Origin of the sequence: Streptomyces actuosus, assembly GCF_016921115.1 — a bacterium.
Taxonomy (GTDB): Bacteria; Actinomycetota; Actinomycetes; order Streptomycetales; family Streptomycetaceae; genus Streptomyces; species Streptomyces actuosus_A.
Genome location: NZ_JAFFZS010000014.1, coordinates 1 through 25,559, shown reverse-complemented (window position 1 = coordinate 25,559; position 25,559 = coordinate 1). Strand labels below are relative to the sequence as shown.

24 protein-coding genes, 1 pseudogene and 2 riboswitches are annotated in these 25,559 nt (G+C 71.8%); of the genes and pseudogenes, 13 read left to right on the top strand and 12 right to left on the bottom strand.

What is annotated here, in order from left to right:
- Positions 1-28 precede the first annotated feature (28 nt).
- From JS756_RS18825 to JS756_RS18805, 5 genes are all read left to right on the top strand, one after another.
- Positions 29-1,708, top strand: a complete 1,680-nt coding sequence (locus JS756_RS18825; RefSeq protein WP_205384287.1) for a GH3 family acyl-acid amido synthetase — start codon at positions 29-31, stop codon at positions 1,706-1,708.
- The gene (locus tag JS756_RS18820) at positions 1,705-2,592 is read left to right on the top strand and encodes an alpha/beta hydrolase (protein WP_205384286.1); all 888 of its coding nucleotides are present in this window, start codon (positions 1,705-1,707) and stop codon (positions 2,590-2,592) included. Before JS756_RS18825 ends, JS756_RS18820 begins: the two co-directional genes overlap by 4 nt.
- Complete coding sequence (locus JS756_RS18815) at positions 2,579-3,784, top strand: mandelate racemase/muconate lactonizing enzyme family protein (RefSeq protein WP_307790771.1); 1,206 nt, start codon at positions 2,579-2,581, stop codon at positions 3,782-3,784. Before JS756_RS18820 ends, JS756_RS18815 begins: the two co-directional genes overlap by 14 nt.
- On the top strand, positions 3,781-4,632 hold the full coding sequence (locus JS756_RS18810) for an FAH family protein (protein ID WP_205384285.1): 852 nt from the start codon (positions 3,781-3,783) through the stop codon (positions 4,630-4,632). Before JS756_RS18815 ends, JS756_RS18810 begins: the two co-directional genes overlap by 4 nt.
- Before the next feature lie 71 nt (positions 4,633-4,703).
- On the top strand, positions 4,704-5,486 hold the full coding sequence (locus JS756_RS18805; protein WP_205384284.1) for an alpha/beta fold hydrolase: 783 nt from the start codon (positions 4,704-4,706) through the stop codon (positions 5,484-5,486).
- Positions 5,487-5,490: 4 nt separating this feature from the next.
- On the opposite strand, the gene mnmA is transcribed toward JS756_RS18805, so the two are convergent.
- Positions 5,491-6,621: a tRNA 2-thiouridine(34) synthase MnmA gene (gene mnmA, locus JS756_RS18800; RefSeq protein ID WP_205384283.1), complete on the bottom strand. Its 1,131-nt coding sequence runs from the start codon at positions 6,619-6,621 to the stop codon at positions 5,491-5,493.
- A 60-nt stretch (positions 6,622-6,681) separates the two neighbouring features.
- Here mnmA and JS756_RS18795 point away from each other — a divergent pair, with 60 nt between their 5' ends.
- Positions 6,682-7,380: an N-acetylmuramoyl-L-alanine amidase gene (locus tag JS756_RS18795; protein WP_205384282.1), complete on the top strand. Its 699-nt coding sequence runs from the start codon at positions 6,682-6,684 to the stop codon at positions 7,378-7,380.
- Between the two features lie 402 nt (positions 7,381-7,782).
- Here the strand turns inward: JS756_RS18795 and JS756_RS18790 are convergent, their stop codons facing one another.
- The 3 genes from JS756_RS18790 to JS756_RS18780 form a co-directional block, all read right to left on the bottom strand.
- On the bottom strand, positions 7,783-8,946 hold the full coding sequence (locus tag JS756_RS18790; RefSeq protein WP_205384281.1) for a cysteine desulfurase family protein: 1,164 nt from the start codon (positions 8,944-8,946) through the stop codon (positions 7,783-7,785).
- 90 nt (positions 8,947-9,036) lie between these two features.
- Positions 9,037-9,303, bottom strand: coding sequence for a DUF4190 domain-containing protein (locus JS756_RS18785; protein ID WP_205384280.1), 267 nt, complete (start codon positions 9,301-9,303; stop codon positions 9,037-9,039).
- Between the two features lie 34 nt (positions 9,304-9,337).
- Positions 9,338-9,505: a hypothetical protein gene (locus JS756_RS18780; RefSeq protein ID WP_205384279.1), complete on the bottom strand. Its 168-nt coding sequence runs from the start codon at positions 9,503-9,505 to the stop codon at positions 9,338-9,340.
- 121 nt (positions 9,506-9,626) lie between these two features.
- On the opposite strand from JS756_RS18780, the gene JS756_RS18775 reads away from it, so the two are divergent.
- The gene (locus JS756_RS18775) at positions 9,627-10,253 is read left to right on the top strand and encodes a TetR family transcriptional regulator (protein WP_205384278.1); all 627 of its coding nucleotides are present in this window, start codon (positions 9,627-9,629) and stop codon (positions 10,251-10,253) included.
- Between the two features lie 1,014 nt (positions 10,254-11,267).
- Here JS756_RS18775 and JS756_RS18770 read toward each other — a convergent pair.
- Complete coding sequence (locus JS756_RS18770) at positions 11,268-12,128, bottom strand: thioesterase family protein (protein ID WP_205384277.1); 861 nt, start codon at positions 12,126-12,128, stop codon at positions 11,268-11,270.
- Positions 12,129-12,270: 142 nt separating this feature from the next.
- Between JS756_RS18770 and JS756_RS18765 the strand changes: the two genes are divergently transcribed.
- Positions 12,271-13,464 carry an alpha/beta hydrolase gene (locus tag JS756_RS18765; protein WP_205384276.1) on the top strand — a complete coding sequence of 398 codons (1,194 nt, stop codon included), beginning with the start codon at positions 12,271-12,273 and terminating at the stop codon, positions 13,462-13,464.
- On the opposite strand, the gene JS756_RS18760 is transcribed toward JS756_RS18765, so the two are convergent.
- From JS756_RS18760 to JS756_RS18735, 6 genes are all read right to left on the bottom strand, one after another.
- Positions 13,409-14,065: a trimeric intracellular cation channel family protein gene (locus JS756_RS18760; RefSeq protein ID WP_205384275.1), complete on the bottom strand. Its 657-nt coding sequence runs from the start codon at positions 14,063-14,065 to the stop codon at positions 13,409-13,411. The genes JS756_RS18765 and JS756_RS18760 overlap by 56 nt on opposite strands.
- 63 nt (positions 14,066-14,128) lie before the next feature.
- On the bottom strand, positions 14,129-15,457 hold the full coding sequence (locus JS756_RS18755) for an ABC transporter ATP-binding protein (protein ID WP_205384274.1): 1,329 nt from the start codon (positions 15,455-15,457) through the stop codon (positions 14,129-14,131).
- The gene (locus JS756_RS18750) at positions 15,454-16,548 is read right to left on the bottom strand and encodes an ABC transporter ATP-binding protein (protein ID WP_205384273.1); all 1,095 of its coding nucleotides are present in this window, start codon (positions 16,546-16,548) and stop codon (positions 15,454-15,456) included. Before JS756_RS18750 ends, JS756_RS18755 begins: the two co-directional genes overlap by 4 nt.
- Positions 16,545-17,552 (bottom strand): ABC transporter permease, encoded by a 1,008-nt coding sequence (locus JS756_RS18745; RefSeq protein WP_205384272.1) that lies wholly within the window; start codon positions 17,550-17,552, stop codon positions 16,545-16,547. The genes JS756_RS18750 and JS756_RS18745 overlap by 4 nt, the downstream gene beginning before the upstream one ends.
- A gap of 69 nt (positions 17,553-17,621) precedes the next feature.
- Positions 17,622-19,373 (bottom strand): ABC transporter substrate-binding protein, encoded by a 1,752-nt coding sequence (locus JS756_RS18740; RefSeq protein ID WP_498063050.1) that lies wholly within the window; start codon positions 19,371-19,373, stop codon positions 17,622-17,624.
- A gap of 58 nt (positions 19,374-19,431) precedes the next feature.
- The gene (locus tag JS756_RS18735) at positions 19,432-20,430 is read right to left on the bottom strand and encodes an ABC transporter permease (protein WP_205384270.1); all 999 of its coding nucleotides are present in this window, start codon (positions 20,428-20,430) and stop codon (positions 19,432-19,434) included.
- Positions 20,431-20,791: 361 nt separating this feature from the next.
- On the opposite strand from JS756_RS18735, the gene JS756_RS18730 reads away from it, so the two are divergent.
- Entirely contained in the window at positions 20,792-21,583 is a 792-nt protein-coding gene (locus JS756_RS18730; RefSeq protein WP_205384269.1) for an enhanced serine sensitivity protein SseB, read from the top strand.
- A gap of 127 nt (positions 21,584-21,710) precedes the next feature.
- Positions 21,711-22,466 carry an enhanced serine sensitivity protein SseB C-terminal domain-containing protein gene (locus JS756_RS18725; RefSeq protein ID WP_205384415.1) on the top strand — a complete coding sequence of 252 codons (756 nt, stop codon included), beginning with the start codon at positions 21,711-21,713 and terminating at the stop codon, positions 22,464-22,466.
- A gap of 201 nt (positions 22,467-22,667) precedes the next feature.
- On the opposite strand, the gene JS756_RS18720 is transcribed toward JS756_RS18725, so the two are convergent.
- Positions 22,668-23,366, bottom strand: coding sequence for an AAA family ATPase (locus tag JS756_RS18720; RefSeq protein WP_205384268.1), 699 nt, complete (start codon positions 23,364-23,366; stop codon positions 22,668-22,670).
- Positions 23,367-23,537: 171 nt separating this feature from the next.
- Positions 23,538-23,630, top strand: a riboswitch (glycine riboswitch).
- Positions 23,631-23,741, top strand: a riboswitch (glycine riboswitch).
- 41 nt (positions 23,742-23,782) lie between these two features.
- Between JS756_RS18720 and gcvT the strand changes: the two genes are divergently transcribed.
- The 3 genes and pseudogenes from gcvT to JS756_RS18705 all read left to right on the top strand — a co-directional run.
- Positions 23,783-24,910, top strand: coding sequence for a glycine cleavage system aminomethyltransferase GcvT (gene gcvT, locus JS756_RS18715; protein ID WP_205384267.1), 1,128 nt, complete (start codon positions 23,783-23,785; stop codon positions 24,908-24,910).
- Positions 24,911-25,020: 110 nt separating this feature from the next.
- Positions 25,021-25,398 carry a glycine cleavage system protein GcvH gene (gcvH, locus tag JS756_RS18710; protein WP_205384266.1) on the top strand — a complete coding sequence of 126 codons (378 nt, stop codon included), beginning with the start codon at positions 25,021-25,023 and terminating at the stop codon, positions 25,396-25,398.
- A 13-nt stretch (positions 25,399-25,411) separates the two neighbouring features.
- A pseudogene (locus JS756_RS18705) lies at positions 25,412-25,559 on the top strand (serine hydroxymethyltransferase); the annotation flags it as partial.

Below are 25,559 nucleotides of genomic sequence, written 5' to 3'. Positions count from 1 at the left end.
CAGGCAGTACAAGGGGGATTGGGAAGCCGTGAGCGGTTCGCACTGGCAAGAGCACTGGACGAGGCGGCGTGAGGTCTTCCGGGAGGAGTGCCGGCGCTCCCGGGACGGGCTCCTGGCCGACCTCGCCGAACCCTGGGCCGCCCAGGACCGGGCCCTGCGGGACGTGGTCGCCGTGTGCCGGGACTCGCTGCACTGGAAGGAGCAGGGCTACGACACGGTCGCGGCGGACGCGAAGAGCTTCCGGGACGCCCTGCCGATCCGGCGCTACGACGACTTCGCGGCGGCCATCGACCGGGAGGCCCTCACCAAGGGAGGCGTCCTGTCGTGCAGCCCGGTGATGCGCTGGCTGAAGACCAGCGGGACGACGGGCACCCCCAAGCGCGTCCCGTACACCCTGCACTGGCTGCTGACGTACCGGATCCCGGCGATGCAGGCGATGTGGGGCACCTATCTGCTGCACCACCCCTCCCTGCTCGCCCATCCGCACGCCACCCTCGACACCCAGACCGTGCACGACGACGTCGAGGACTTCCTCCACGGCGTCCAGTACCAGTCGATCAGCAACCGTCACCCGCGGATCAACAGCCGCGACTGGAACCCGCCGTGGGCGGCGGCTCCCTGGTTCGGCACCGAGGCTCCGTCCTCGCACGCGGGCCGGATGTACCACCGGGCCCGCCACCTGATCGGCCGGCGGCTGCAGTTCGTCTCCGCGATCAACCCGAGCACGCTGATGTCGCTGCGCGACCTGATCGGGGAGTTCGGCGACGACCTGGTCCGCGACCTCGCGGACGGCACCCTGGAGGGGAAGCCGTACACCGACCCGGACCCGGAGGCCGCCCGGCATCTGCGGTCCGTGCTCGACCAGGGCGAGTTCACGCTCTCGGACCTGTGGCCCTCCCTCGGCGTCTACAGCTGCTGGCTGTCCTCCTCCGCCGGGCGCTACCGCTCCCGGCTGGAGGCCCTGCTGCCGCACGCACGCGCCATGCCGTTCATGAGCTGCGGCACCGAGGGCGTGACCACCATCCCGGTCGACGACTCCCTGGAGAGCCAGCCGCTCGCGGTGAACCAGGCGTTCTTCGAGTTCGTGCCGGCCGACGTCGACCTGGGCCGGCTGCTGGACGCGGGCGAGCACGTCGACACCCTGCTGTTCGACGAGGTCGCCGCGGGCCGCGACTACCACCTGATCATGACGCAGGGCAACGGCCTGTACCGGCTGTGGAGCGGTGACGTGTACCGGGTGGACCGGATCGTGGACGGCGTGCCCTGGATCCGCTTCGTCCACCGCGACGGCATCTTCCACTCCTTCACCGGCGAGAAGATCACCGAGGGGCAGGTCACCGACGCCCTCGACCGGGCCCTGACCGCGGCGGGGCTGGCCGGCGGGCTGTACCTGTGCGGGCCGCAGTGGGGTGATCCCCCGTACTACGTGGTGGTCGGCGAGGTCCCCGAGCCGGGCGCCGCGCTGGACGAGTCGCTGTCCCGTGCGGTGGACGGCGCGCTCAGCGACATCAACATCGAGTACGCGTCGAAGCGCACCAGCGGCCGGCTGGGCCGGCTGGAGTTCCGCACCGTCGCGCCCGACGCCGTCGCCGCCTACGCCGAGGCACGCCGGCAGCAGGGCAACGCCACCCAGTACAAGTACAAGCCGTTCCAGAAGGACACCGAATTCGTCGCCGACCTGGTCGGCGGGGCGGGAGCGCACCGGTGATCGAGACCAGGAGACCTCCGCAGAACGTCCGCCGCGAGATCATCACCCTGCCCCGCGGCGGCGCCGACCTGGCGCTGCACCTGTGGCGCCCGCGCGGGGAGGCCAAGGGCGCGGTCTTCTACTTCCACGGCCTGCAGAGCCACGCGGGATGGCTGTGGGAGGTGGGGCCGCGGTTCGCCGACAACGACATCGCCTTCTTCGTGCTCGACCGGCGCGGCAGCGGCATCAGCGGCGGCGACCGCGGCGACCTGCCGGACACCGGCACGATCATGGCGGACTACACCGCGGCGATCGCGCACACCCGGGAACTCGTCGGCGACGACGTGCCGCTGACGCTCTTCGGGCACTGCCTGGGCGGTTCCTTCCTGGCCGCGCTGCTGCACGATCCGGCCTTCACCGTCCGCCACGAGGCCACCGTCTTCTGCTCAGCCTGGCTGGGCCGGCTGCACACCGTCCTGTCCCCGCGGGAGCGGGCGGAGCTGGCCGCCGAGCAGGGTAGCGAGCCGTGGGACGCGGGCCTGAAGTCGGCCGACTTCACCGCCGACCCACGCTACCGGGACTTCATCGACCACGACGATCTGGCGGTGCGCAGCCTCACCCGGCGCTCCCGGGCCGTGCTGCTCGCCCTGGAGGCGCGGTACATGGCACCGGACCGGCCGAGGCCGCCGGACGCACCCACCGCGTTCGTGTCGGGGCTGACCGATCCGATCGTGGACCTGGAGGCGACCCGGGGCGTCTTCCAGGAGCTGTTCGACGGCCGGGGGCTGGTCCTGCAGTTCCCCACCGACCGGCACTACCTCTTCTACACCGACGTCCGGGACGGCCTGGTCGACTGGGCCTCGACGCACACTCTGCTGCAGGGGCTGGACCGTGACGTCGTGTGAGGCGCGGCTGTACCGGGTGGCGCTGCCGATGCGGATCGCCTTCGACCACCCGGCGGCCCGCCGCCGCACCAGCGACAGCCTCGTCCTGCGGCTGACGGTCGACGGTGCCGACGGCATCGGCGAGTGCGCGCCGCGCCGGTACGTCACCGGCGAGACCTCCGACGGTGTCGCGCACGCGCTGCGCCGCCACCCGATGGAGGTGCTCTTCGACCGGCTCGTGCGCGGCGAGCCGGCGGCTCTGCTGGCCGAGTTGCGGGAGCAGGGCTTCACGAAGACCTTCGGCGGCCCCCGGCCACCCGCCGACGGCTCCGGCAACAACCTTCTCTGTCTGCTGGAGACGGCCGTCCTGGACCTTCTCACGCGCCGGCTCGGACTGCCCGCCGGTGCGGCGGTGTCGACGGCCCTCCCGCGACGGGAGGTCCGCGTCTCGCAGGTGCTGGACCTGAGCATGGACGTGGGCGAGTTCCTGGACACGCGCGGGCCGTTCCACTTCGTGAAGGTCAAGGCGTCCGACGACCTCGACCGGGACGTCCGCACGGTGGCCGCGATCCGCGACCGGCTCGGCCCGGACGTGCCCGTGATGGTGGACGCCAACATGAGCTGGACGCCCGCCGGCGCCGCGCGGCACGCGGAGCGGCTGCGGGAGGCGGGCGCCGGGTACGTCGAGGAGCCTCTGCCACCGCGCTCCTGGCGGGCGCTGCGCGACCTGCGGCGCGCGACCGGCCTGCGCGTGATGCTGGACGAGTCGGTGTGCACCCTCGCCGACGCCCGGCAGGCCGCCACCGCCGAGGCGTGCGACGCGCTGAACGTGCGGGTGGCGAAGAACGGCGGGCTGCTGGCGTCGGCCCGTCTCGTGGCGTTCGCGCGCAGCGCGGGACTCGGCTTCCAGATCGGGGTGCAGGTCGCCGAGACCGGTCCGCTGATCAACGCGGGCCGGGCGCTCGCGCTGCGCTGCCCGGACGCGCTGGCCGTCGAGGCGGGCCAGTCCGACCGCTTCTTCCCCGAGATGATCGTCTCGCCGCCCCCGGTCGTGGACCGCATCGCCAACACCGTCGCCCCGGTGACCGGGCCGGGCTTCGGCCTGCGCCTGAACGAACGGGCCGAGCCGTGGGCGGCGTTGTCGTGGACCGCGGACGGCTGGCGGTCCGTGGCGCCGTCCCACCCCGCCCCCGTCGAGGAGAGTGCTCTGTGACCGTTCTGTTCGAAGCGTCCCACCGGGGAGAGCCGTACGTCGGACTCGGCGATCCGGAGGACGCGGAGCTGACCCTGTATCCCGCGGCCGGGCTCGACCTGCCGGGGGCGGTGCTCGCCGCCGGGAGCGACACGGAGGCGCTGACGCGGGCGCTCACCGCGGGCCGCCCGGTGGAGGTGCCCGCCCTGGACGTGTCCTTCCGGCCGCCGCTGCTGCCGCGCTCGCCGGGGGACGCCCTGGTCGGGGGCTTCATGGCGACCCACAACGTCAAGGCCGACAGTGGCGCGCCCGACCAGCCCAACTGGTTCTTCAAGGGACTCGGCGACGTGCTGAAGGTCTCCGGTGAACCGCTGCGCGTGCCCGGGTCCGCGGTGGCGGTCACCGAGGAGGCGGAGGTCGTGCTGGTGTACGTCGGGGACGCAGACGGCACGCCGCGCTATGCCGGGTACACCTTCGGCAACGACCTGACGGACATCGGCCGGTTCCGCCGCCACAACGGGCACCTGTCGTACGCCAAGCTGTGCGACGCGGGCATCGCCCCGTGGCTGTTCCTGGGGACACCGCCCACACACGTCACCGGTCATGTGACGATCGAGCGGGACGGGGACGCGGCCTGGCAGGGCGCGTTCGTGACCGGGACGAAGGCCTTGCACTACCCGCTGCGGGACATCACCTCGCGGCTGCTGTCGTACTCCTCGCTGCTGCATCCGGGCCGCGTGCACTACGTCTACCTCGGTGCCGACCGCAGCAGCTTCCACCACGGTTTCACCATGGCCGACCGGGACCGGGTCACCATCGCGTTCGCCACCCACGGGGTGGCACTCACGCATCCGGTGCACTGGGGCTGAGCGGGCCGGGCCGCACGATCCGGGCATGTCGTCGTCGATGAGCCCGCGCCGCAATGGCAGTCTGCACAGGCATGGAGAAGCAGACTGTTTCACGCGACGGGACCGCGGTCGCGTACGACGTGACCGGCCGGGGCCCGACGGTGGTCCTGGTGAGCGGTGCGATGTCCACCGGCGGCACCCTGGCCCCGCTGGCGCAGCGGCTCGCCGGCCGTTGCACGGCCGTCGTGTACGACCGCCGGGGACGCGGCGAGAGCGGTGACACCGCGCCCTACGCCGTGGACCGCGAGGTCGAGGATCTCGTGGCGCTGACCGAGGCGGTGGGCGGGGACGCGGCCCTGTTCGGTGTCTCCTCGGGCGGTGCACTGGCGCTGCGGGCGGCGGCGACCGGGTTGCCGGTGGGCCGGGTCGCGGTCTACGAGGTGCCGTTCGCCGACAGCCTGGCGGGCGGCGCCGAGCAGCAGGCCCGGTACACGGCCGACCTGGAGCGGGCGCTCGGCGAGGGCCGGCGCGGGGACGCGGTCGAGCTGTTCCTGCGGCTGACGGGCCTCGGCGAGGAGATGATCGCCGGTGCCCGTCAGTCCCCGATGTGGGCCGGCATGAAAGCCGTCGCGCCGAGCCTGGCCCACGACGCCGCGGTCATGGGCGACGGTCTCCTCCCCCGCGAGCGGCTGGCGGCGATCGGCGTGCCCGTCCTGTCGGTCGCGGGCGCGGCGAGCCCGCGATGGATGCGTGAGGCGGGCCGGGAGATCGCCGGGGCCGTGGCCCACGGCACGTACCGGGAGCTCGAGGGGCAGACCCACATGATCGATCCGGACGTACTGGGGCCGGTGCTGGCCGAGTTCGTCGCGGGCTGAGCGCTCAGACCCCGGTCGTCGCGCGCGTGGTCGACGCGATCGTCGCGGAGCCCACCACGCGCGTGCCGTCGTACAGGACGATGGCCTGACCGGGGGCGACGCCGCGGACCGGCTCGGCGAACGTCACCGTCAGCTCCCCGGCACCCGCCTCGGCCGTCACCTCCGTCTCGCCGCCGTGGGCGCGCAGCTGTGCGGTGTAGGTGCCGGGGCCGGCCGGGGCGGTGCCGCACCAGCGGGGCCTGATCGCGGTCAGCGCGGACACGTCCAGCGCCTCGGCGGGGCCCACGGTGACGGTGTTGTTCACGGGAGAGATGTCGAGGACGTAGCGCGGCTTGCCGTCCGCGGCGGGCGTGCCGATCCTGAGACCCTTGCGCTGGCCGATGGTGAAGCCGTACGCGCCCTCGTGGGTACCGAGCCGGTTGCCGGCCTCGTCGACGATCTCGCCCTCGGCCGTGCCCAGCCGCCGGGCCAGGAAGCCCTGGGTGTCGCCGTCGGCGATGAAGCAGATGTCGTGCGAGTCGGGCTTCCTGGCGACCGTGAGGCCGCGCCGCTCGGCCTCGGCGCGGATCTCGTCCTTGGTCGTGACGGTGTCGCCGAGCGGGAACAGGGCGTGGGCGAGCTGCTTCTCGTCCAGCACGCCGAGGACGTACGACTGGTCCTTGGCCGCGTCGGAGGCGCGGTGCAGCTCCCTGCCGCCGTCCGCGTGCTCGACGATCTTCGCGTAGTGGCCGGTGCACACCGCGTCGAAGCCGAGGGCGAGCGCCTTGTCCAGCAGCGCGGCGAACTTGATCTTCTCGTTGCAGCGCAGGCACGGGTTGGGGGTGCGGCCCGCCTCGTACTCGGCGACGAAGTCCTCGACGACGTCCTCGCGGAAGCGGTCGGCGAGGTCCCACACGTAGAAGGGGATGCCGATGACGTCCGCGGCGCGGCGGGCGTCGCGTGAGTCCTCGATGGTGCAGCAGCCCCGTGCGCCCGTGCGGAACGACTGCGGGTCGGCGGAGAGCGCCAGGTGGACGCCGGTCACGTCGTGGCCCGCCTCGGCGGCGCGCGCGGCGGCGACGGCGGAGTCGACGCCGCCCGACATGGCGGCGAGGACGCGGAGGGGGCGGGGGGAGTGCTGCGGGGTGTCAGTCATAACCCCTCCAGGGTACGGGGGCGCGGGAACCGGGGTCCGCGCCTGCGCGTTGTCGATCACATGGGGGATGCGAGGAGCGACACGGACCGGCGGATCGGGCGGCGCACCCTGCTGGTCGGCGGCGGGGCCGCGGCGGTGGGTTCGGCGGTGCTGGCCCGTGCGGAGCTGGCGCGGCTGTGGTGGCGGCTGCCCGGGGTGGAGAAACCGCGCACGGCGGGTGCGGTCGACTTCCCGGGCGCGCGGTGGGTGTCGGCGTCGCCGGCGAACTTCCGGCGGGCGGACCGGCCGGACGACTATGCGGTCGACCGGGTCGTCGTCCATGTCACCCAGGGCAGCCGGGGCGGGGCGGTGAAGGCCTTCCGGGATCCCGGGCACGGGGCGGCGGCCCACTACGTCGTCGGGCAGGACGGCGGTGTCACGCAGATGGTCCGTGAGCTGGACGTGGCCTTCCACGCGGGCAACCGGGGGTACAACGAGCGCAGCGTCGGCATCGAGCACGAGGGCTTCGTGGACCGGCCGCAGGACTTCACGGACGCGATGTACGCGGCCTCGGCCCGGCTGGCGGCGGTGGTCTGCCTGCGGTACGGCATACCCGTGGACCGCGAGCACGTCGTCGGGCACGTGGAGGTGCCCGGGACCGACCACACCGACCCGGGACCGCACTGGGACTGGGAGCGGTATCTGGGGCTCGTGCGACGTGCGAGAACGGTCGCCGAGAACAAGAAGAAAAATCCCGCTGCATCCCCTTCCGCCCGATAGCAAACGGTTTACTCTGGAGATAGACCTACGAGATGAGTGAGGGAGTCCGACCGGAGTAGCCGACGTGGGCGTGAAGCCTCGGTTTCCGCCGATGCCGACGTCGACGGTAGGGCTGAGAGGCCGGAAGGCCGACCGACCGAAAGGCCGATCGACCGGAAGGCGACCCCCAGTCACCTGATCCGGACCATGCCGGCGAAGGGAACCCGTCTCGTAGGTCGCTTCGTGTTCGGGCCCGCGGCCGGACCCGGCCCTCCCCCGACGGACCACCGGGTCGACCTGCGCCCGGGCTCGCCACGCTCGCCCCTCCCGGGGGCGGCCACCGGCCCCGCGCATGCTCCCGCCCGACCCCGGACCGGACGGGTCCCCGCCTCGCGCGGGCACCGGTTTCCGCGGGACCGGGCCTCAGGTGAGTCCGGCCGCCCGGGCCCGCTCCACCGCCGGGCCGATGGCCTTGGCGACCGCCTCCACATCGGCCCGCGTGGAGGTGTGGCCGAGGGAGAAGCGCAGGGTGCCGCGGGCCAGGTCCGGATCGGTGCCGGTGGCCAGCAGGACGTGACTGGGCTGGGCGACGCCCGCGGTGCAGGCCGAGCCGGTCGAGCACTCGATGCCCTGGGCGTCCAGCAGGAGCAGCAGGGAGTCGCCCTCGCAGCCGGGGAAGGTGAAGTGGGCGTTCGCCGGGAGGCGGTCGACCGGGTCCCCGCCCAGGATCGCGTCCGGGACGGCCGCCGCGACCGCGTCGACGAGGTCGTCGCGCAGGCCGCCGATCTCCCGCGCGAACCACGTGCGCCGTTCGGCGGCGAGCCGTCCGGCGACGGCGAACGAGGCGATGGCGGGGACGTCCAGGGTGCCGGAGCGCACGTGCCGCTCCTGCCCGCCGCCGTGCAGCACGGGCACGGGCTCGTACGCGCGGCCGAGGACGAGCGCGCCGATGCCGTACGGGCCGCCGACCTTGTGGCCGGAGACGGTCATCGCGGCGAGCCCGGAGTCGGCGAAGCCGACCGGGACCTGGCCGAAGGCCTGGACCGCGTCGGCGTGCAGCGGGACGTCGAACTCGGCGGCGGCGTCGGCCAGTTCACGGACCGGCATGAGTGTGCCGATCTCGTTGTTCGCCCACATCACGGTGGCCAGGGCGACGTCGCCGGGGTTGCGGGCGATCGCCTCGCGCAGGGCCTCGGGGTGGACGCGGCCGTGGGCGTCGACGGGGAGGTACTCGACGGTGGCGCCCTCGTGCTCGCCGAGCCAGTGGACGGCGTCCAGGACGGCGTGGTGCTCGACCGGGCTGGCGAGGACCCGGGTGCGGGCCGGGTCGGCGTCGCGGCGGGACCAGTACAGGCCCTTGACGGCGAGATTGTCCGCCTCGGTGCCGCCGGAGGTGAAGACCACCTCGCTGGGGCGGGCGCCGAGCGCTTCCGCCAGGGTCTCGCGGGCCTCCTCCACGGTGCGCCGGGCGCGGCGTCCCGATGCGTGCAGGGAGGACGCGTTGCCGGTGATGCCGAGTTGGGCGGTGAGCGCCTCGACTGCCTCGGGGAGCATCGGCGTGGTCGCGGCGTGGTCGAGGTAAGCCATGGTGAGGCCGATTCTACGGGGCCGGATCGCGTCGGCCCGCAGGGGAAGTCGGCCACGCGCCCGGGAGGGCGCCGGTGGCGCCGAGCCGCGCTAGAAGCTCCAGGAGACGGTGTGGTCCACCTGCATGAAGGCGAGCAGGACGACCAGGTCGGCGACGCCGAGCGCGAGGCCGAGGTAGGCGCGACCCGGGCGGGTCGTTCCGCGCCACAGGGCCACGGCGGCCAGCGCGATGGCGACCGGACCGAGGAAGAGGTTGAGGACGAGGAGGCCGAGCAGGCCCAGGATGAAGGACGCGACGGCCATGCCGTCGGTGTCACGGGTACCGGTGCGGCGCGTGGCCGGTGCGGTGAGTTGCATGGCGGGTCAGCTCCCGGTCGGACGTAGGGGCGGATCAGTGGACGGACGAGCCGCGGCGGCGGGCGTGGTGCTCGCGGAGCGCGAAGATGCCCAGCCAGGCGGCGATGACGGCGGCCGTGACGAGGGTGAAGGGCAACGGCGCGTGGGCCACGGTGCCCATCACGACCCCGAGCAGCAGGAGTGCGGCGACGAGGAACAGCATGGGACGGAATCCCCCTCCGTGAAGTTCGGTGAACGCTTGTGGTTACACTTGTTCACTGACTTTTGAGTCTAGCGCGTCGCACGGCTTCCCAATTCCAGAGAACAGTTGTTAACTGTATGGCATGAGTCACACCGTCGGCATCCGGCAGGCACAGAAGCAGAAGACCCGTCAGGCGCTCCTGGACGCGGCCCTGCACCTGCTGGAGGAGCAGAGCCTGAGCAGCCTGGGCCTGCGCGAGGTCACCCGCGCCGTCGGCGTCGCGCCGACCGCCTTCTACCGGCACTTCCCGTCCACCGCGGACCTGGGAGTGGCGCTGGTCGAGGAAGCGCTGGGCAGCCTGCACCCGATGATCCGGACAACGGTGTCCACGGCGGGCGACAGTCGGCAGCGCATCGACCGCGCCATCGAGCTGATCGCCCGTCATGTGGCCGCCTACCCCGCGCACGTCCGCTTCATCGCCCGCGAGCGGCACGGCGGCGTGCAGCCGGTGCGCGAGGCGATCCGGGACCAACTGGCGCGGTTCGCCGAGGAGGTGCGGACCGAGCTGGCCGAGGACCCCGTCTCCACCGACTGGAACGACGACGACCTGCTGATGCTCGCCCACCTCTACGTCGACCAGATGCTCAGTACCGCCTCGCTGTTCCTGGAGACGCTCGACGCTCCGGAGGAAGAACGGATCCGGGCCGCCGATCTGGCGCGCCGTCAGCTGCGCCTCATCAGCATCGGCCGCCGGCACTGGCACGACTGAGCCGCCCGGAAACGCCGCGGGACGGCGCCCCCTCGCGGGGTGCGCCGCCCAACCTCGGATCAGCCCTGCTGTCCGGCCTGTTCGCCGCTTCGGCCCGGCGCCTTCGCGCCGGGCCCGCCGCAGCCGCCGCCCTCGACGCCGCCGCGGCCCGGACCACCGCGACCGGGACCGCCCTGGCGCCCGTCGGGCGCCCCGCTCGGCGCACCCGACGGCCCGGCGCCGCCCGGACCGGCGGCGGGGGCGCCAGAGGCACCCGGGGACGGGGCCTCCGGCCTCCGGGAGGGCATGCCGCTGGGCGCCCCCGACCGATCCCCGCCCGGGGCGCCGCACGCCGTCGGCCGCCCGGCCCCACCCCCGTCGGACGAGGAGGACGCCGAGTCGCCCGAACCGCAGGCAGCCAGGGCGAGGGGCGACAGTGCCAGCAGGGCCACCGCGGGAAGGAGACGGGCACGCTTCATGACGATCAGCTCCACGAAAGGTGAGGATCTTCTGAGGAGCGCACTCAACCAACGGCACCTGGGCCTTTGTTGGGCCCCGCCTGTCCCGCGCCTGTGCACGGCACGGGGGCACCGCCCCGACCAGGGGCGTCACCGCCCGCGCCCGCCCGGCCCCTGGTACGGGTTCGTGACAGAAGCCGCCGTACGAGCCGCCGCCGGACCCGCCGGATACGGCGGGAGCACCGCGCACGGGCCGCACAGGGGCGGACGTCGGGGCCTTCGGTGTCCGGCATCCGGCGGCACACACCCGCGGCACGCCGGCTTCCCCGCCCGCGCCCGTCGGGGCAGGAACGCGGACCCGGAGGCGGGCGCAGGGGTGGACCCGGACGCGGACCCGGACACGGAGGCGGACGCAAGGGTGGACCCGGACGCGGACGCGAACGCTGGGGGCGGACGGGACTCAGGGCAGGACACCGACACAGCGGCGCACGCGCCCGTGCCGTTCGGCGCCGTGTGGGAAGCCGGAGGGCCGCCGGTGCCTACGGGCGGGCGGCGGCGCGGAGGAGTGACGGGCCGCTCAGCGGAGTCTGACCCGTGCCAGCTGCCGGGACTGCGCCACCAGCCGGTCGGCGCTGTCCCAGACCTCGGCGTCCTCCTCCAGGAAACCGCCGGCGAGGTTGCGGGTGGTGATCGCCACCCGGAGCGGGCCCGGGGCCGGACGGCAGCGGACGTGGACGGTCAGCTCGACCGTGGGCACCCAGCCGGACAGGCCGAGTTCGAAGGCGGTGGGCGGGAGGGCGTCCACCGCGAGCAGGAGGGAGAGCGGGTCGGCGTCGCGCCCGTCGGCCAGTCCGAACCACGCCCGCATCTCGCCCCGGCCGGACGGCTGCCCGAGGGCCCAGCCGAGGGTCGCCGGATCGAGCTTGAGCATCAGGCGCTCGGTGATGGCGGAGCTGCCGGAGACCGGCGCAGGACCGTCCTCGGGGCCGAAGCACTGCTCGATGGGCGGGATGGCCGGCGGCTTCGCCGAGGTGCGGACGTCGTCGGGCAGGGTGTCCAGGTCGCCGTAGGACGCAAGGACGCGGATCCGCTCGACCTCGGTGCCGTCCTCGTCGTACTGGAAGAGGGAGGCCTGGCCGGTGGAGAGGCTGCGGCCGCTGCGCACGACGTCCGTGCGGACCACGGCCGGCCCCGGCTGGGAGGCGGTGAGGTAGTGCGCGGAGACGGTGAAGGGGTCGGCGTGCGGCAGGGCGTCCGCCAGGGCCCTGCCCAGGACGGCCAGCAGATAGCCGCCGTTGACGGCACTGATGATCGTCCAGCCGGCCGAGAGGTCGATGTCGTAGACGCCGGGCTCCCGGCGGGTGAGCGCGGTGTCCCGGTCGAACTCGCTGTCGCCGATCACGGCCCGGTCGGCTGCGGCGAAGGCTGCTTCTGGCATGGTCGAACGGTACAACGAAAAATTACTAAGCGGTAGCTTTCAGGGTTGCACCGCTGCCGCACCGGTGAATCTTCGGCAATTAATCGGTAAGTGTCCGTACTCGTCCGTCAACCTTGGGCCCACGCTTTCCCTCTCTAGGGACATGAGCCTCACCGGGACTCCCTTCCTCGCCACGCTGATCACGCTGGCCGTCGTCGCTCTCGCCCTGCCCCTGGGTCTCTGGTCACGCCTGCGCGGGCCCCGGCTGCTGCGTGCCGCGGCCCGCGTGGTGATGCTGCTGTTCGCCCAGGGCACGGCCGTCGCCCTGGTCTTCGTACTGGTGAACAACGACAACAACCTGTACGACAACTGGGGAGACCTGCTTGGCACGGGCGAGCATGTGCGGCGGGCGGCGGACCTCGGTGCCAACGGCACCGGGGGCGTCGTGGTGGAGCAGCTGCCGTCCGTGCGGCAGAGGTTCGAGCCGGCGTCGGGTCCCGGGATGCGCTCGGCCGGCGGCGTCCGGGTCACCCAGCTCCGGGGGCGGGTCTCGGGCGTCGACGCGGAGGTCTACGTCTGGCTGCCGCCGCAGTACGACGACCCCGCCTACCGCCACCACAGGTTCCCCGTCGTCGAGCTGCTGCCGGGCTACCCCGGCTCGGCGAAGGCCTGGTTCGGCTCGCTGCACGCGCACGAGCAGCTGCTGCCGCTGATGCGCTCCGGCAGCGTGGCACCGTTCATCCTGGTCGCGCCGCGTACCAACCTGCTGTCCGGCCGCGACACCGGTTGCGCGAACACCGCCGGCACGGTGAACGCCGACAGCTGGCTCAGCATCGACGTGCCGAAGATGGTCAGGGACAACTTCCGGGCCGCACCGGGGCCGTCGGGCTGGTCGGTCGCCGGCTACTCGGCGGGAGCCCACTGCGCGCTCAGGCTGGCCGTCGCCCACCCCGACCGCTACCGGGCGGCCGTGAGCATGTCCGGCTACAACGACCCCATCGGCGAACGCCGCTCCGTCACCGCGCAGAGCCCGGCCCTGCGGGCCGCCAACAATCCCTACCTGCTGCTGAGGAAAGCACCCGTGCCGCCGCGGATCTCGCTGTACCTCTCCGGGCAGCCGAGGGACGGGTACGAGGCCGCCCTCGCCCTGAGGAGGATCGCGAAGGCACCCACCTACGTGCACGTGGTCTATCTGCCGCGCAACGCCGGCGGCCACACGATGGCGCTGTGGCGGCCGCAGGTGGTGCCGGCCTTCCGCTGGCTCACGTTGCACCAGGGCCCGCGGCACGCACCGGCCGGGTCTACTCCTCCCGCACCGTCGAGCGGCGGTTCCAGGCACGTGGGGCACGCCAGTTGAACCGCATCGCGAGCAGCCGCAGCACGAACGCCGTGACCGCGGCGAGCGCGCTGGTCAGCGGGGTCAGGACGTCGTAGCGGATGCACAGCGCCACCATGGTGGCGCCGACGACGGCGGGCACCGCGTACAGGTCGCGGTCCCAGCGCAGCAGCGACGGAACCTCGTTGGCGAGCACGTCGCGCAGCACGCCACCGCCGACCGCCGTCGCCAGTCCGAGGGCCGCCGACTGGGGGAGGCCGAGTCCGTAGTCGTACGCCTTCGTGGTGCCCGCGACGCAGAACAGGCCGAGGCCCGCCGCGTCGAAGACGTTCACCCCGACCTGGATCCGCTCCACATGGGGATGCAGGAAGAACACGAGCAGGGCGGCGAGCAGCGGCGTGGTGAAGTACCCCAGGTCGGTGAAGGCGGCCGGGGGGACGGCGCCGATGATCAGGTCGCGGAACAGCCCGCCGCCCAGTGCGGTGGCCTCGGCGAGAGTGGCGATGCCGAAGACGTCGAAGTTCTTGCGGACGGCCAGCAGCGCGCCGGAGATGGCGAAGACGAAGATGCCGACCAGGTCGAGCGTGTGCTGGACGGACGGGCTGAACAGTTGCTGATACACCCCAACATTCTCGCCTGAAGACGAGCCCCCGCCTTACAAAGCAAGGCGGGGGCTCGGGTGAAGCTACTTCTTCTCGGACGTTCCCTCGGCGTCGTCGGAGGCGGCGGTCGCCTGCGCGGGGGCGTCCTCCTCGGCCTCGGCGTCACCCGCCGGCTCGCCCGGACCGTCGGCCGGCTCCTCCGACCCGGTCTCCCCGGTCACCGTGGTCTCCTCGGCCGCGGTCCCGGCCGGCGCGGCCTCCTCCGCCGCGGTCTCCTCCGGCGCGGCCTCGACGGCCTCCTCGGTCACCGGCTCGGACTCCTTCTCGGAAGCGGTCAGCAGGACGGTGTCCTGCGGCTGCTGGTCGTCGAAGTTCTCCGGGTGGTGGCAGGCGACCTGCTGGCCCACCTGCAGCTCGATCAGCGGCGGCTCGGTGGTCCGGCAGACCTCCGTGGCCTTCCAGCACCGGGTGTGGAAGCGGCAGCCGCTCGGCGGGGAGAGCGGCGAGGGCACGTCGCCCTTGAGCAGGATGCGCTCGTTCCTGCCGCCCTTGCGCTTCGGGTCCGGGATCGGCACCGCGGAGAGCAGGGCCTTGGTGTACGGGTGCATCGGCGAGCGGTACAGCTGGTCGCGATCGGCCAGCTCCACGATCTTGCCGAGGTACATCACCGCGATCCGGTCCGAGACGTGCCGGACGACCGACAGGTCGTGCGCGATGATCACGTACGTGAGGCCGAGCTCGTCCTGCAGGTCGTCGAGGAGGTTGATGACCTGCGCCTGGATCGACACGTCCAGGGCGGACACCGGCTCGTCGGCCACGACCAGCTTCGGGTTCAGGGCAAGCGCGCGGGCGATGCCGATGCGCTGGCGCTGACCGCCGGAGAACTCGTGCGGGTAGCGGTTGTAGTGCTCGGGGCTCAGGCCGACCAGTTCCAGCAGCCGCTGGACCTCCTTCTTCACCCCGCCCTCGGGCTCGACCCCCTGGAGGCGGAAGGGCGCCGAGACGATCGAGCCGATGGTGTGACGGGGGTTCAGGGAACCGTACGGGTCCTGGAAGATCATCTGGATGTCGCGCCGCAGCGGGCGCATCCCGGCCGTGTTCAGCCGCGTGATGTCCTTGCCCTCGAAGCGGATCGTGCCGCCCGTCGGATCCTGGAGCCGCGTGATGACCCGGCCCATGGTGGACTTGCCGCAGCCCGACTCGCCGACCACACCCAGGGTCTCGCCCTTGCGCACCTCGAAGTCGATGCCGTCGACGGCCTTGACCGAGGCGACCTGCCGCTTGAGCAGGCCCTTGCGGATCGGGAAGTGCTTGACCAGGCCCTCGACCTTGAGCAGTACCTCCCGCTCCTCGGGCGCCGACGCCTGCGCCGGAACCGTGGCCACCGGGTCCGTCTTCTTCGTCTCACTCACAGCTTCGGCGCAATCTCTTCGGTCCAGATCCGCGTACGGTCCTCGGGCGAGAGGTGGCACGCGGACCAGTGCCCGGTGCCGACCTGCTGAAGTTCCGGGCGGACGGTACGGGTGACGTTGTCCTTGGGGACGTCCGCGTACGGGCATCGGGGGTGGAACGCGCAGCCCGAGGGGACGTTGATCAGGCTCGGCGGCTGGCCCTTGACCGGGACCAGCCGGTCGGTGGTGTCGCGGTCGATGCGGGGCATCGAGCCGAGCAGGCCCCAGGTGTAGGGGTGCTGCGGACGCTCGAAGACGTCGTCGACCGTGCCGCGCTCCACGCAGCGGCCGCCGTACATCACCAGCACGTCGTCGGCGATCTCGGCGACGACGCCGAGGTCGTGGGTGATGATGACGACGGCGGAGCCGAACTCCTTCTGCAGGTCCCGGATCAGGTCGAGGATCTGCGCCTGGACGGTCACGTCGAGGGCGGTCGTCGGCTCGTCCGCGATGAGCAGCTCGGGGTTGTTGACGAGCGCCATGGCGATCATCGCGCGCTGGCGCATACCGCCGGAGAACTCGTGCGGGTAGGCGTCGATGCGCTTGTGCGGCTCGGGGATGCCGACCCGGTCGAGCATCTCGACGGCCCGGACCCGGGCGGCCTTCTTGCTGACGTCGTGGTGGACGCGGTACGCCTCCACGATCTGGTTGCCGATCGTGTAGTACGGGTGCATCGCGGACAGCGGATCCTGGAAGATCATCGCCATCTCGCGGCCACGCAGCCGGCGCACCTCGTCGGGGTCGGCGGAGACCAGCTCCTTGCCGTCGAGCCAGATCTCGCCGGACATCTGCACGTTCTTGCCGCGGGCACCGAGCCGGTGCAGGCCCATGATCGCGAGCGAGGTGACCGACTTGCCGGAGCCGGACTCGCCCACGATGCTGAGGGTCTTGCCCTTCTCCAGCTGGAAGCTGAGGCCGTCGACGGACTTGACCAGGCCGTCGTCGGTGGGGAAGTGCACCCTCAGGTCACGGACGTCGAGGAAGGCGGTCCCGTCCGGGGAGGCCGGGGCGGGCTCGCCCACGGCGGCGCCGGTCTTGGACAGTTCGGTCACGAGAGCCTCACCCGCGGGTCGGCGGCGGCGTACAACAGGTCCACCAGGAAGTTTGCGAAGACGACGAAGAAGGCGGCGAGCAGGGTGACGCCGAGGATCGGGGGCAGGTCGTTGTCCTGGATCGACTTCACCGCGTACTCGCCGATGCCGTGCAGGGAGAACACGGTCTCGGTGATGACGGCGCCGCCGAGCAGCAGGCCGAGGTCCATGCCGAAGACGGTGATGATCGGAGTCAGGACGGACCGCAGCCCGTGCTTCACCACGACGTTGCGCTCGCGCAGGCCCTTCGCGCGGGCCGTGCGGATGTAGTCCTCGCTCATCGTCTCCAGCATCCCGGAGCGGGTGAGCCGGGCGTAGATGGCGGAGTAGAGCAGGGCGAGCGAGCACCACGCCGGGAAGAGGGTGTTCGCCCACTGCGACGGGTTCTCGGTGAACGGCACGTAGGTGCGGCCGAAGATCGGCCACTGGAAGGTGAAGAGCAGCAGCGCCAGCTGGCCCGTGAAGAACATGGGGAGCGAGACGCCGGAGAGCGCGACGCCCATGAACAGCCGGTCGAGGATCGAGCCCGGCTTGAGGGCGGAGATCACACCGGCGGTGACACCGGACACCAGCCACAGCACGGCGGCACCGGCGGCCAGCGAGATGGTGACCGGCAGGCGGGAGGTGAGCTGCGGCCAGACCTCGACGTGGGTCTTGAAGGAGTAGCCGAAGCACGGCGCGTCGCAGTGCACGGTGGTGGGGCCGAGGTCATAGGTGGCGCCGGCCACGATCCCCTTGATGAAATGCCAGAACTGGATGTAGACGGGCTGGTCCAGTCCCAGGTTGCGCTTGACCGCGGCGATGTCGGCCGGCGACGGGTTCTTCCCGATGTACTGCTGGGCGAGCTGGTCGACGGTCTGACCGGCGAGCCTCGGCAGCAGGAAGAAGATGCCGAAGGTGACCGCGGCGACGACCAGCAGCAGGATCACTGCCGCGATCGTCCGGCGGATGATGTACGAGATCACGGGGATCGGCGCTGGTGCCCGCGGGCCGCGAAGCCCGCGGGCACCAATGCCTTCACCTGCCTTCCGGGGCTACTTCTTGGTCGTGCCGATGTTGAGGTAGTCGTACTGACCACTGAAGGCCGCCGTCGACACCAGGTTGGTGAAGTTCGCCGGGCGGTACAGCAGGACCTTGAAGTAGGTCAGCGGCACGAGGGCCGCCTCATCCATCGTCTTCTGGTCGATCTGGGCGTAGAGGGCCTCACGCTGACCCTGGTCCTGGGTGGCGATCGCCTTCTCCAGGTTGGTGTTGATCTCGGCGTTGTCGAGCTGCGAGAGGTTGGTGTTGCCCGACTCGCCGATGGCGTCACCGTGCAGGATCTGCTGCAGGAAGCCGTAGCCGGACGGCCAGTCGGCGCCCCACTGCATCATCATCAGGCCGATGTTCTGCTGCCCGTCGAACTTCGGCACACCCACGGAGTCGGTGAAGTACTTGCCCGACGGGTACTGCTTGAGGGTGGCGTTGATGCCGACCTTCTTCAGCGAGCTGATGATCGCGGTCGCCGCGTCGATCTCCTGCGGACGGTCGCTGCGCGCCGAGATGTTGGTGTTGATCGACGTCTTGCCGCAGGCCTTCAGCTGCTCCTTGGCCTTGGCGACGTCGCCCTTGTTGCCGTCGGAGGCGTACAGGTCCGACTTCTGGTAGCCCGGGATGTCCGGCGGGAGGACCGTGGTGGCCACGTCACCGCGGACCGGGCCGCCCTCGGCGGTCTGCACCGAGACCTTGTCGACCGCGAACTCGACGGCCTTGCGGCAGGCGACGTTGTCGAACGGTGCGAGCTTGGTGTTGATCGCCATGTAGACGAGGCGACCGCCGTAGGTGTTGTCCGTGTTGGCCTTCAGCGAGGCGTCGTTGACGACCTTCGCCTGCGTCGCGGCCTGGACGCCCGTACCACCGAGGTCGATGGCCTCGCCGGCCATCACGTCCTGGTCGATGGTCTCCGGGTTGACCTTCAGCTTGACGACGATCTTGTCCGGGTACTGCTTGCGCAGCGGGTCGGTCTTCGCGTCCCAGTTGTCGTTGCGGACGAGGACGACCTGCTTGCCCTCCTCGTAGCTCTGGAACTTGTACGAGCCCGAGGACACGATGTGCTTGACGTAGTCGACGCCGGTGTCCTTGGCCTTCGGCACCGGGGCCGTCTGCGGGCTGGCGACCAGGTAGTCGAACTCCTGGAAGGCCCGGTTCAGGTGGAAGACGATCGTGGTGTCGTCCGGCGTCTCGATGGACGCCAGGCCCGCGTCGCTCTTGTCCTTGTACGGACCCTTGTACTTGTCGCCGCCGTCGAGGAACTGCTGGAAGTAGTTCGGGCCGAGCGAGAGCACGTCACGGGCGAAGTTGGAACGCTCGACGGCGTACTTGACGTCCTTCGACGTGATCGCCGTGCCGTCCTCGTACTTCAGGCCCGTACGCAGCTTGTACGTCCAGGTCTTGCCGCCGTCGCTGGGCACACCGGCGCTCGCAGCGAGGTCCGGGACCAGCTCGTTGCCCTTCTGGCCCGGACCGGGCGTGAAGGTCATCAGCGGGCGGGCGTAGAGCCGGCTGAGGTTGAACATGTACCCGTAGTAGGTGTTGCCCGGGTCGAAGGAGTCCGGCACGTCCGAGTACTCGTACGTGACCGTGCCCCCCTTCTGGGTGGAGGCGTTGACGACACCCTTGGTCGCTGCGTTGGCCCCAGCAGACTTGCCCGAGTTGTTGTCCTTGTTGTCATCGGCCTTGCTGCAGCCTGAAAGCACCAGGCTGACGGTGCCGACGGCCGCGAGCGCGGCCAGCGCTGACCTTCGCATGATGGTCTGCTTCCCCTCCATTGTCGGAAACTTGATGGGCTCTCGGCGCGGCGGCACGTCAGCGGCTGCGCGGGTCGAGGGCGTCGCGGAGACCGTCACCGAGCAGGTTGAACGCCAGGACGGTGACGAAGATGGCGAGGCCGGGCACGATCATGAACTGCGGATCGACCTGGTAGAAGTTGACGGCCTCCTTGAGCATGCCGCCCCACGACGCCTGCGGGGGCTGGATGCCGACCCCGAGGAAGCTCAGGCTGGCCTCGAAGAGGATGTTCGTCGGGATGAGTAGCGTCGAGTAGACGATGATCGGGCCGACCAGGTTGGGCAGCAGCTCCCGGAAGAGGATGTACGGCCCCCTGGCGCCCATCCCCCGGGAGGCGTCGACGAACTCACGCTCTCGCAGGGCCATGGTCTGACCGCGGACGATGCGTCCGAGGTAGGGCCAGTTGAAGAAGCCGATGATGAAGATCAGCACGCTGATGTGGAGCGGCAGGCCCTCCAGGCCGAAGGCGCCGCCCTGGAGCGTCGCGGAGATCGCGATGGCGAACAGCAGGAGCGGGAAGGCGAGGAAGGTGTCCATCAGGCGGCTGATGACCGTGTCCACCCGCCCTCCGTAGTAACCGGCCACCACACCGAGGACGGTGCCGATCGTGTTGGACAGCAGCGTCGCGCCGAACGCGACGACCAGCGAGACCCAGGACCCCTCGAGAATGCGGGTGGCGATGTCGCGTCCGAACTTCGGCTCCACACCGAGCGGGTGATCCGCGCTCATGCCGCCCATGCTGCCGGTGGGCAGCGAGGTGTTGGGGTCGATGAGGTCCTGGTGGAAGGCGTTCGGGTCCAGACCGAAGAGCGCCTGGAGGGGACGGGAGAAGACCGCGAGGGTGATCAGCACGACCACCACGACGCCGCCGGCGACCGCCACGCGGTCCTTCTTGAAACGGGACCAGGCGATCTGCCCCAGGGAACGGCCCTCGATCCGCCCCTTCTCGACACCGTCGGGCACAGTCTCAGGCTGTGCCTCGGGCGCCGACCCGGTGGTCTCGATCGGTGCGGTCACGGTGACCCGACCCCTCTCGCCGGTGGTGACCGGCCTTTGTCCGCCGCTGTGGGCGGCTTCGTTCGCTTACCTGCTGTGCGGTGGGCACGATCGATGCCTTCACCTGTCCAACTCATCCCTTTTCGGCGCCTAATGGGCACTCGATCAAAGGATCGATGAGCGTCTTGAGAGGTGAGTCTTCAATGGGGCCGCGATCACGCGCCAGATCTGACCGCGAAAGTATGCGCAACCGTGACACCTGCCTGGGGAATCCGTTATCCGAACAGCCCCCGCCGCCCTGCGGACGATCGGCGCCCCGGCCCACCCGCCCTGCGGATAGCCTGGACACCGCGAATGACGGTTCCCACCAGGCGGTAGGCAGATGGACTTTCCGGCGGATCTCCCCGGCGACTTCCCCGCACCGGCACACCCCCACCCGCACGGCGGGTGGCCCGGCAACGAGCTGGAGGAGGTGCTGTCCGCCTCGCTCGGCGTCCCGGGCGCGGGCGGGCGGATCATCGAGGTGCTGTGCCGCAGCTTCCTCTGGGTGCCGCTGCCCGGGGGCGGCGGCCCGGACAGCGGTGCGCTCGATCTGCCCGGCACGGAGATCGACGGTCAGGCCTACGTCCCGGTCTTCAGCTCCGAGGAGCAGCTCCGCCGGGTCGCCGGGGCCCACATGCCGTACACCGTCGCCCCCGCGGTCGAGTTCGCCCGCGGTCTGCCCCCGCAGGTGGGCCTCGCGGTGAACCCGGGGGGCGTCGTCGGTGTGCCGCTGCCGCCGCAGGCGGTGGCGGAGCTGTGCCGGGCCGGCCTCACCCCGCTGGACGGCCCCGGGGGCGGCGGCAGGGTCCGTCTCTTCGAGCCCGACTGGCAGGACGACCCCGTCGACTTCCTGTCGGCCGCCGCCGCCGAGTTCGAGGCGACCGGCGTCGTCCTGACCGCCCGCCGCTGCCTGGCCGCGATCGAGACGGCCGACCCGGTGGTGTTCGTCGGGGTGGAGCTCTCCCCCGGCGAGGGGGACGTGCGCGCGGCCCCGCTGGACGCCCTCGGCCGCGCCCTGGGCAGGGTCCCGGTGCGGTGGCCGGTCAACCTGGTCCTGATGGACGTGGCACAGGATCCGGTGGCGGACTGGATGAGGGAGCAGGTGCGCCCCTTCTATCAGCGGGGACTTTGACCCCCGAGCCCTCCCCGGTCCTCCCAACCCACCGCTTAACCTGATTTCATAGCTCGGCCGAGGGTGTTGAACGAAGGGGCGATACGAAGTGAGCGCTGGCACGGCCGCGACCGGGCAGGTCGAGCACATGCTGCGCCAGGTGACGCCCGGGCGCTACGACGCCTACGAGGCGCTCCTGCGCGCGCTCGCGACCCCCGGCTCCGGCCAGATCTGGATGCTCCTGTGGCACGGCCAGGCCGGTTCCCCGGACGCCCAGTACGGGAACATGGAGGTCGACGGCCACGGCTACGCGCCCTGCGTCACCTCGGCGCAGGAACTCTCGGCCAGCGGCTGGAACCGCTCGTACGAGGTCGTCGACGGCCTCGACGTGGCGCGCACCCTCTACCCCGACCACTACGGGCTCTGGCTCAATCCGCACACCCCGGGCGGCGGCGTCGGCGTCCCCTGGCTCGATCTGCGCCGCATCGCCACGGGCCTGGACCGCCAGCCGGCCGGCCCGCTGCGACTCAGCGAGCCCGGCATCGAGATCCCCCAGTTCTACGCCCTGCTCACGCAGAACGCGCACCGCACCTCCGCGGTCCGCGCCCTGCGCCGCGCCTGGGTGCAGCCCGCGCTCGGTGCGCCCTACCTGGCCATCGGCCTGGAGGTGTACGACACCTCGCCGCAGGCCGTGGACGCGGTGCGCGCGATGATGCAGCAGTCGGTCGCCGCCGTGCCGGACGGGCTCGCGGTGTCGACGGTGGCGATGTCCGACGAGCACGACCCGGTCGCGATGTGGATGCGGGCGAGTGCCCGGCCGTTCTACGACCGCGAGGCCCACGCCACCGCCCCGGTCCAGGCGCCGGGCGGCGGCTACGGCTTTCCCGGCCCGCCGGCCTACTGACCCTCTCCGGTGCGCCGGCCCCCGGCGACCTGCTGCCCCCTCGACCCCGCCGGACCGCCGGCACCTCGCGGTCCCGCTGGCCCCGCCGGCACCCCGCCGCCCGCAGCCCCCCTCCGGCGCGCGGGCAGACCCCGCGCCGTGTCGCCGACCGCTCGCCGGACGTCTGCCGGGACCGCCGGGGTCCCGCGGGTCCGCCGGCTGCTACCGGCCGTGGGCCGGGGCGGCCCCTCCCGTCGCCCGGAAGGCGATGCTGCGCAGCGTGTCGGCCGCGTCCCGGTCGAGCAGGACCGCGGAGTCGCAGCCGGACGGCAGCTCGCCGCGCTCCACGGCCCGGACCAGCCGGGCCGTCGCCCGGCGGTGGCGCAGGAAGGCGTAGCGGGAGACACCGCGCCCCCGCGCGCGCTGTCCGGACAAGGCGGTGTCGGGGGTGACGTCGAGGAGCACGAGGTGGAGTGTTCCGCCACGGCGCCGGGCGGCACGCGCCAGCCAGCCGCGGACCCAGGTCTGGGTGCCGCAGTCGTGCACGACCAGGCCCCGGCCGGCGCGCAGGGCGCGGCGCACCGCGGCGTAGTGCGCGAGGCGGACCAGGGGGCGGTAGACGGCGTAGGGGAGGAGGCGGGGCATACGGCCCGCCCACCGGTCGCGGGCGTCCTGGGAGTCGATGCCGACGCCCCGGACCGCGCGGCCCATCAGTGTGGACTTGCCGCTGCCCGGCAAGCCGGTGATCACGACCAGGTCCTGCGGGCCGAAGAGCAGGGCGTGCGGGCTGCGGCCGGCACGCTCGCGCAGGTCGCGCACGACGGGTGCCGGGCGGGCGTCGCGCGACCGCACGGCGGCCGGCCGGCGGGGCACCGGGATGCCCGTGGTGGCGGCGTACGCCGTGGTCCTGTTCACCGTCATCGTCCCTCCCCTGGGCCAGGTGGTCGACCTGCCCACCGAACGTAAAGAGAAGGTAATACCGGATGGCTCGCCGTTGTGTGCGCTTACCGCCACAAGCCGGTTACAGATGCGGCCCTGCCGCGATCGGGGCAGGCGTGCAATGATGTCCGCGCCAACTGCATACCGGCCGTTTGAATCCGCGCGGGAGAGTCCCCAGGTCACTGGGGCGCCGAAGGAGCAAGTCCCTCCCTTGAATCTCTCAGGCCCCGTTACCGCGCGGGCGAGGCACATCTGAAAAGCGGACCGCTGTACTCAGCGGTCCCACCCAAGGTGCAAGCCAGGACCACGCGTGTGGTCATGGCGAACCTCTCAGGTTCCGATGACAGATGGGGAGGAACCTCCTCGCCTGTCCTGTTTCCCTGGGAGACGACCGTCCGATGAGCAGTACCGATTCACCTCAGCCCCGCCGTACCGCGCTCGATGCCCTGCATCGCTCGCTCGGCGCGACGATGACCGACTTCGCCGGCTGGGACATGCCGCTGCGTTACGGCTCCGAGCGCGACGAGCACCTGGCCGTGCGCACCCGGGCCGGCCTCTTCGACCTCTCGCACATGGGCGAGATCACCGTCACCGGGCCGCAGGCCGCCGCCCTGCTGAACCACGCACTCGTCGGCAACATCGCCGCCGTGGGCGTGGGCCGCGCCCGCTACACCATGATCTGCCAGGCCGACGGCGGCATCCTGGACGACCTGATCGTCTACCGGCTCGCCGAGACCGAGTACATGGTCGTGGCCAACGCCTCCAACGCCCAGGTGGTGCTGGACGCCCTCACCGAGCGCGCGGCCGGCTTCGACGCCGAGGTCCGCGACGACCGGGACGCCTACGCGCTGATCGCAGTCCAGGGGCCCGAGTCCCCCGGCATCCTGAAGTCCCTCACCGATGCCGACCTCGACGGCCTGAAGTACTACGCGGGGCTGCCCGGCACCGTCGCCGGCGTCCCGGCCCTGATCGCCCGCACCGGCTACACCGGCGAGGACGGCTTCGAGCTGTTCGTGAAGCCGGAGCACGCCGTGGAGCTGTGGCAGGCGCTGACCGAGGCCGGCGAGGGCGCCGGGCTCGTCCCGTGCGGCCTGTCGTGCCGGGACACCCTTCGCCTGGAGGCGGGCATGCCGCTGTACGGGCACGAGCTGACCGCCGAGCTCACCCCCTTCGAGGCCGGGCTCGGCCGGGTGGTGAAGTTCGAGAAGGAGGGCGACTTCGTCGGGCGCGAGGCCCTGCGGAAGGCCGCCGGGCACGCCGAGGAGAACCCGCCGCGGGTCCTGGTCGGCCTGGTCGCCGAGGGCCGCCGGGTGCCGCGCGCCGGATACGCCGTGGTCGCGGGCGGCCAGGTGATCGGCCAGGTCACCTCCGGCGCTCCCTCCCCCACGCTGGGCAAGCCGATCGCCATGGCCTACGTCGACGCCGCGCACGCGGCCCCGGGCACACAGGGCGTCGGCGTGGACATCCGCGGCGCCCACGAGCCGTACGAGGTCGTGGCGCTGCCGTTCTACAAGCGGCAGAAGTGACAGCGTCGTAGTCACACGCGCGTGAGGCGGGACACATCCCCCCGGTCACGTCGGCCCCTGCGCCCTCCCCCATTCACCAGCACTTTCCCGCGTACAGGAGAATTCAGGCCATGAGCAACCCCCAGCAGCTGCGTTACAGCAAGGAGCACGAGTGGCTGTCGGCCGCCGAGGACGGCGTGGCGACGGTCGGTATCACGGAGCACGCGGCCAACGCGCTCGGCGACGTGGTCTTCGTCCAGCTCCCGGAGGTCGGCGACACCGTGAGCGCGGGCGATACCTGCGGCGAGCTGGAGTCGACCAAGTCCGTCTCGGACCTGTACTCCCCCGTCGCCGGTGAGGTCACCGAGGTCAACCAGGACGTGGTGGACGACCCGTCGCTGGTGAACTCGGCCCCCTTCGAGGGCGGCTGGCTGTTCAAGGTGCGCGTCACGGAGGAGCCGCAGGACCTGCTCTCCGCCGACGAGTACACCGCCTTTTCCGCCGGCTGACGAGGGAGACCCCATGTCCGTCCTGAACACGTCCCTGCACGAGCTCGACCCGGAGGTCGCCGCGGCCGTCGACGCCGAGCTGGTCCGCCAGCAGTCGACGCTGGAGATGATCGCCTCCGAGAACTTCGCCCCGCTCGCGGTCATGGAGGCGCAGGGCTCCG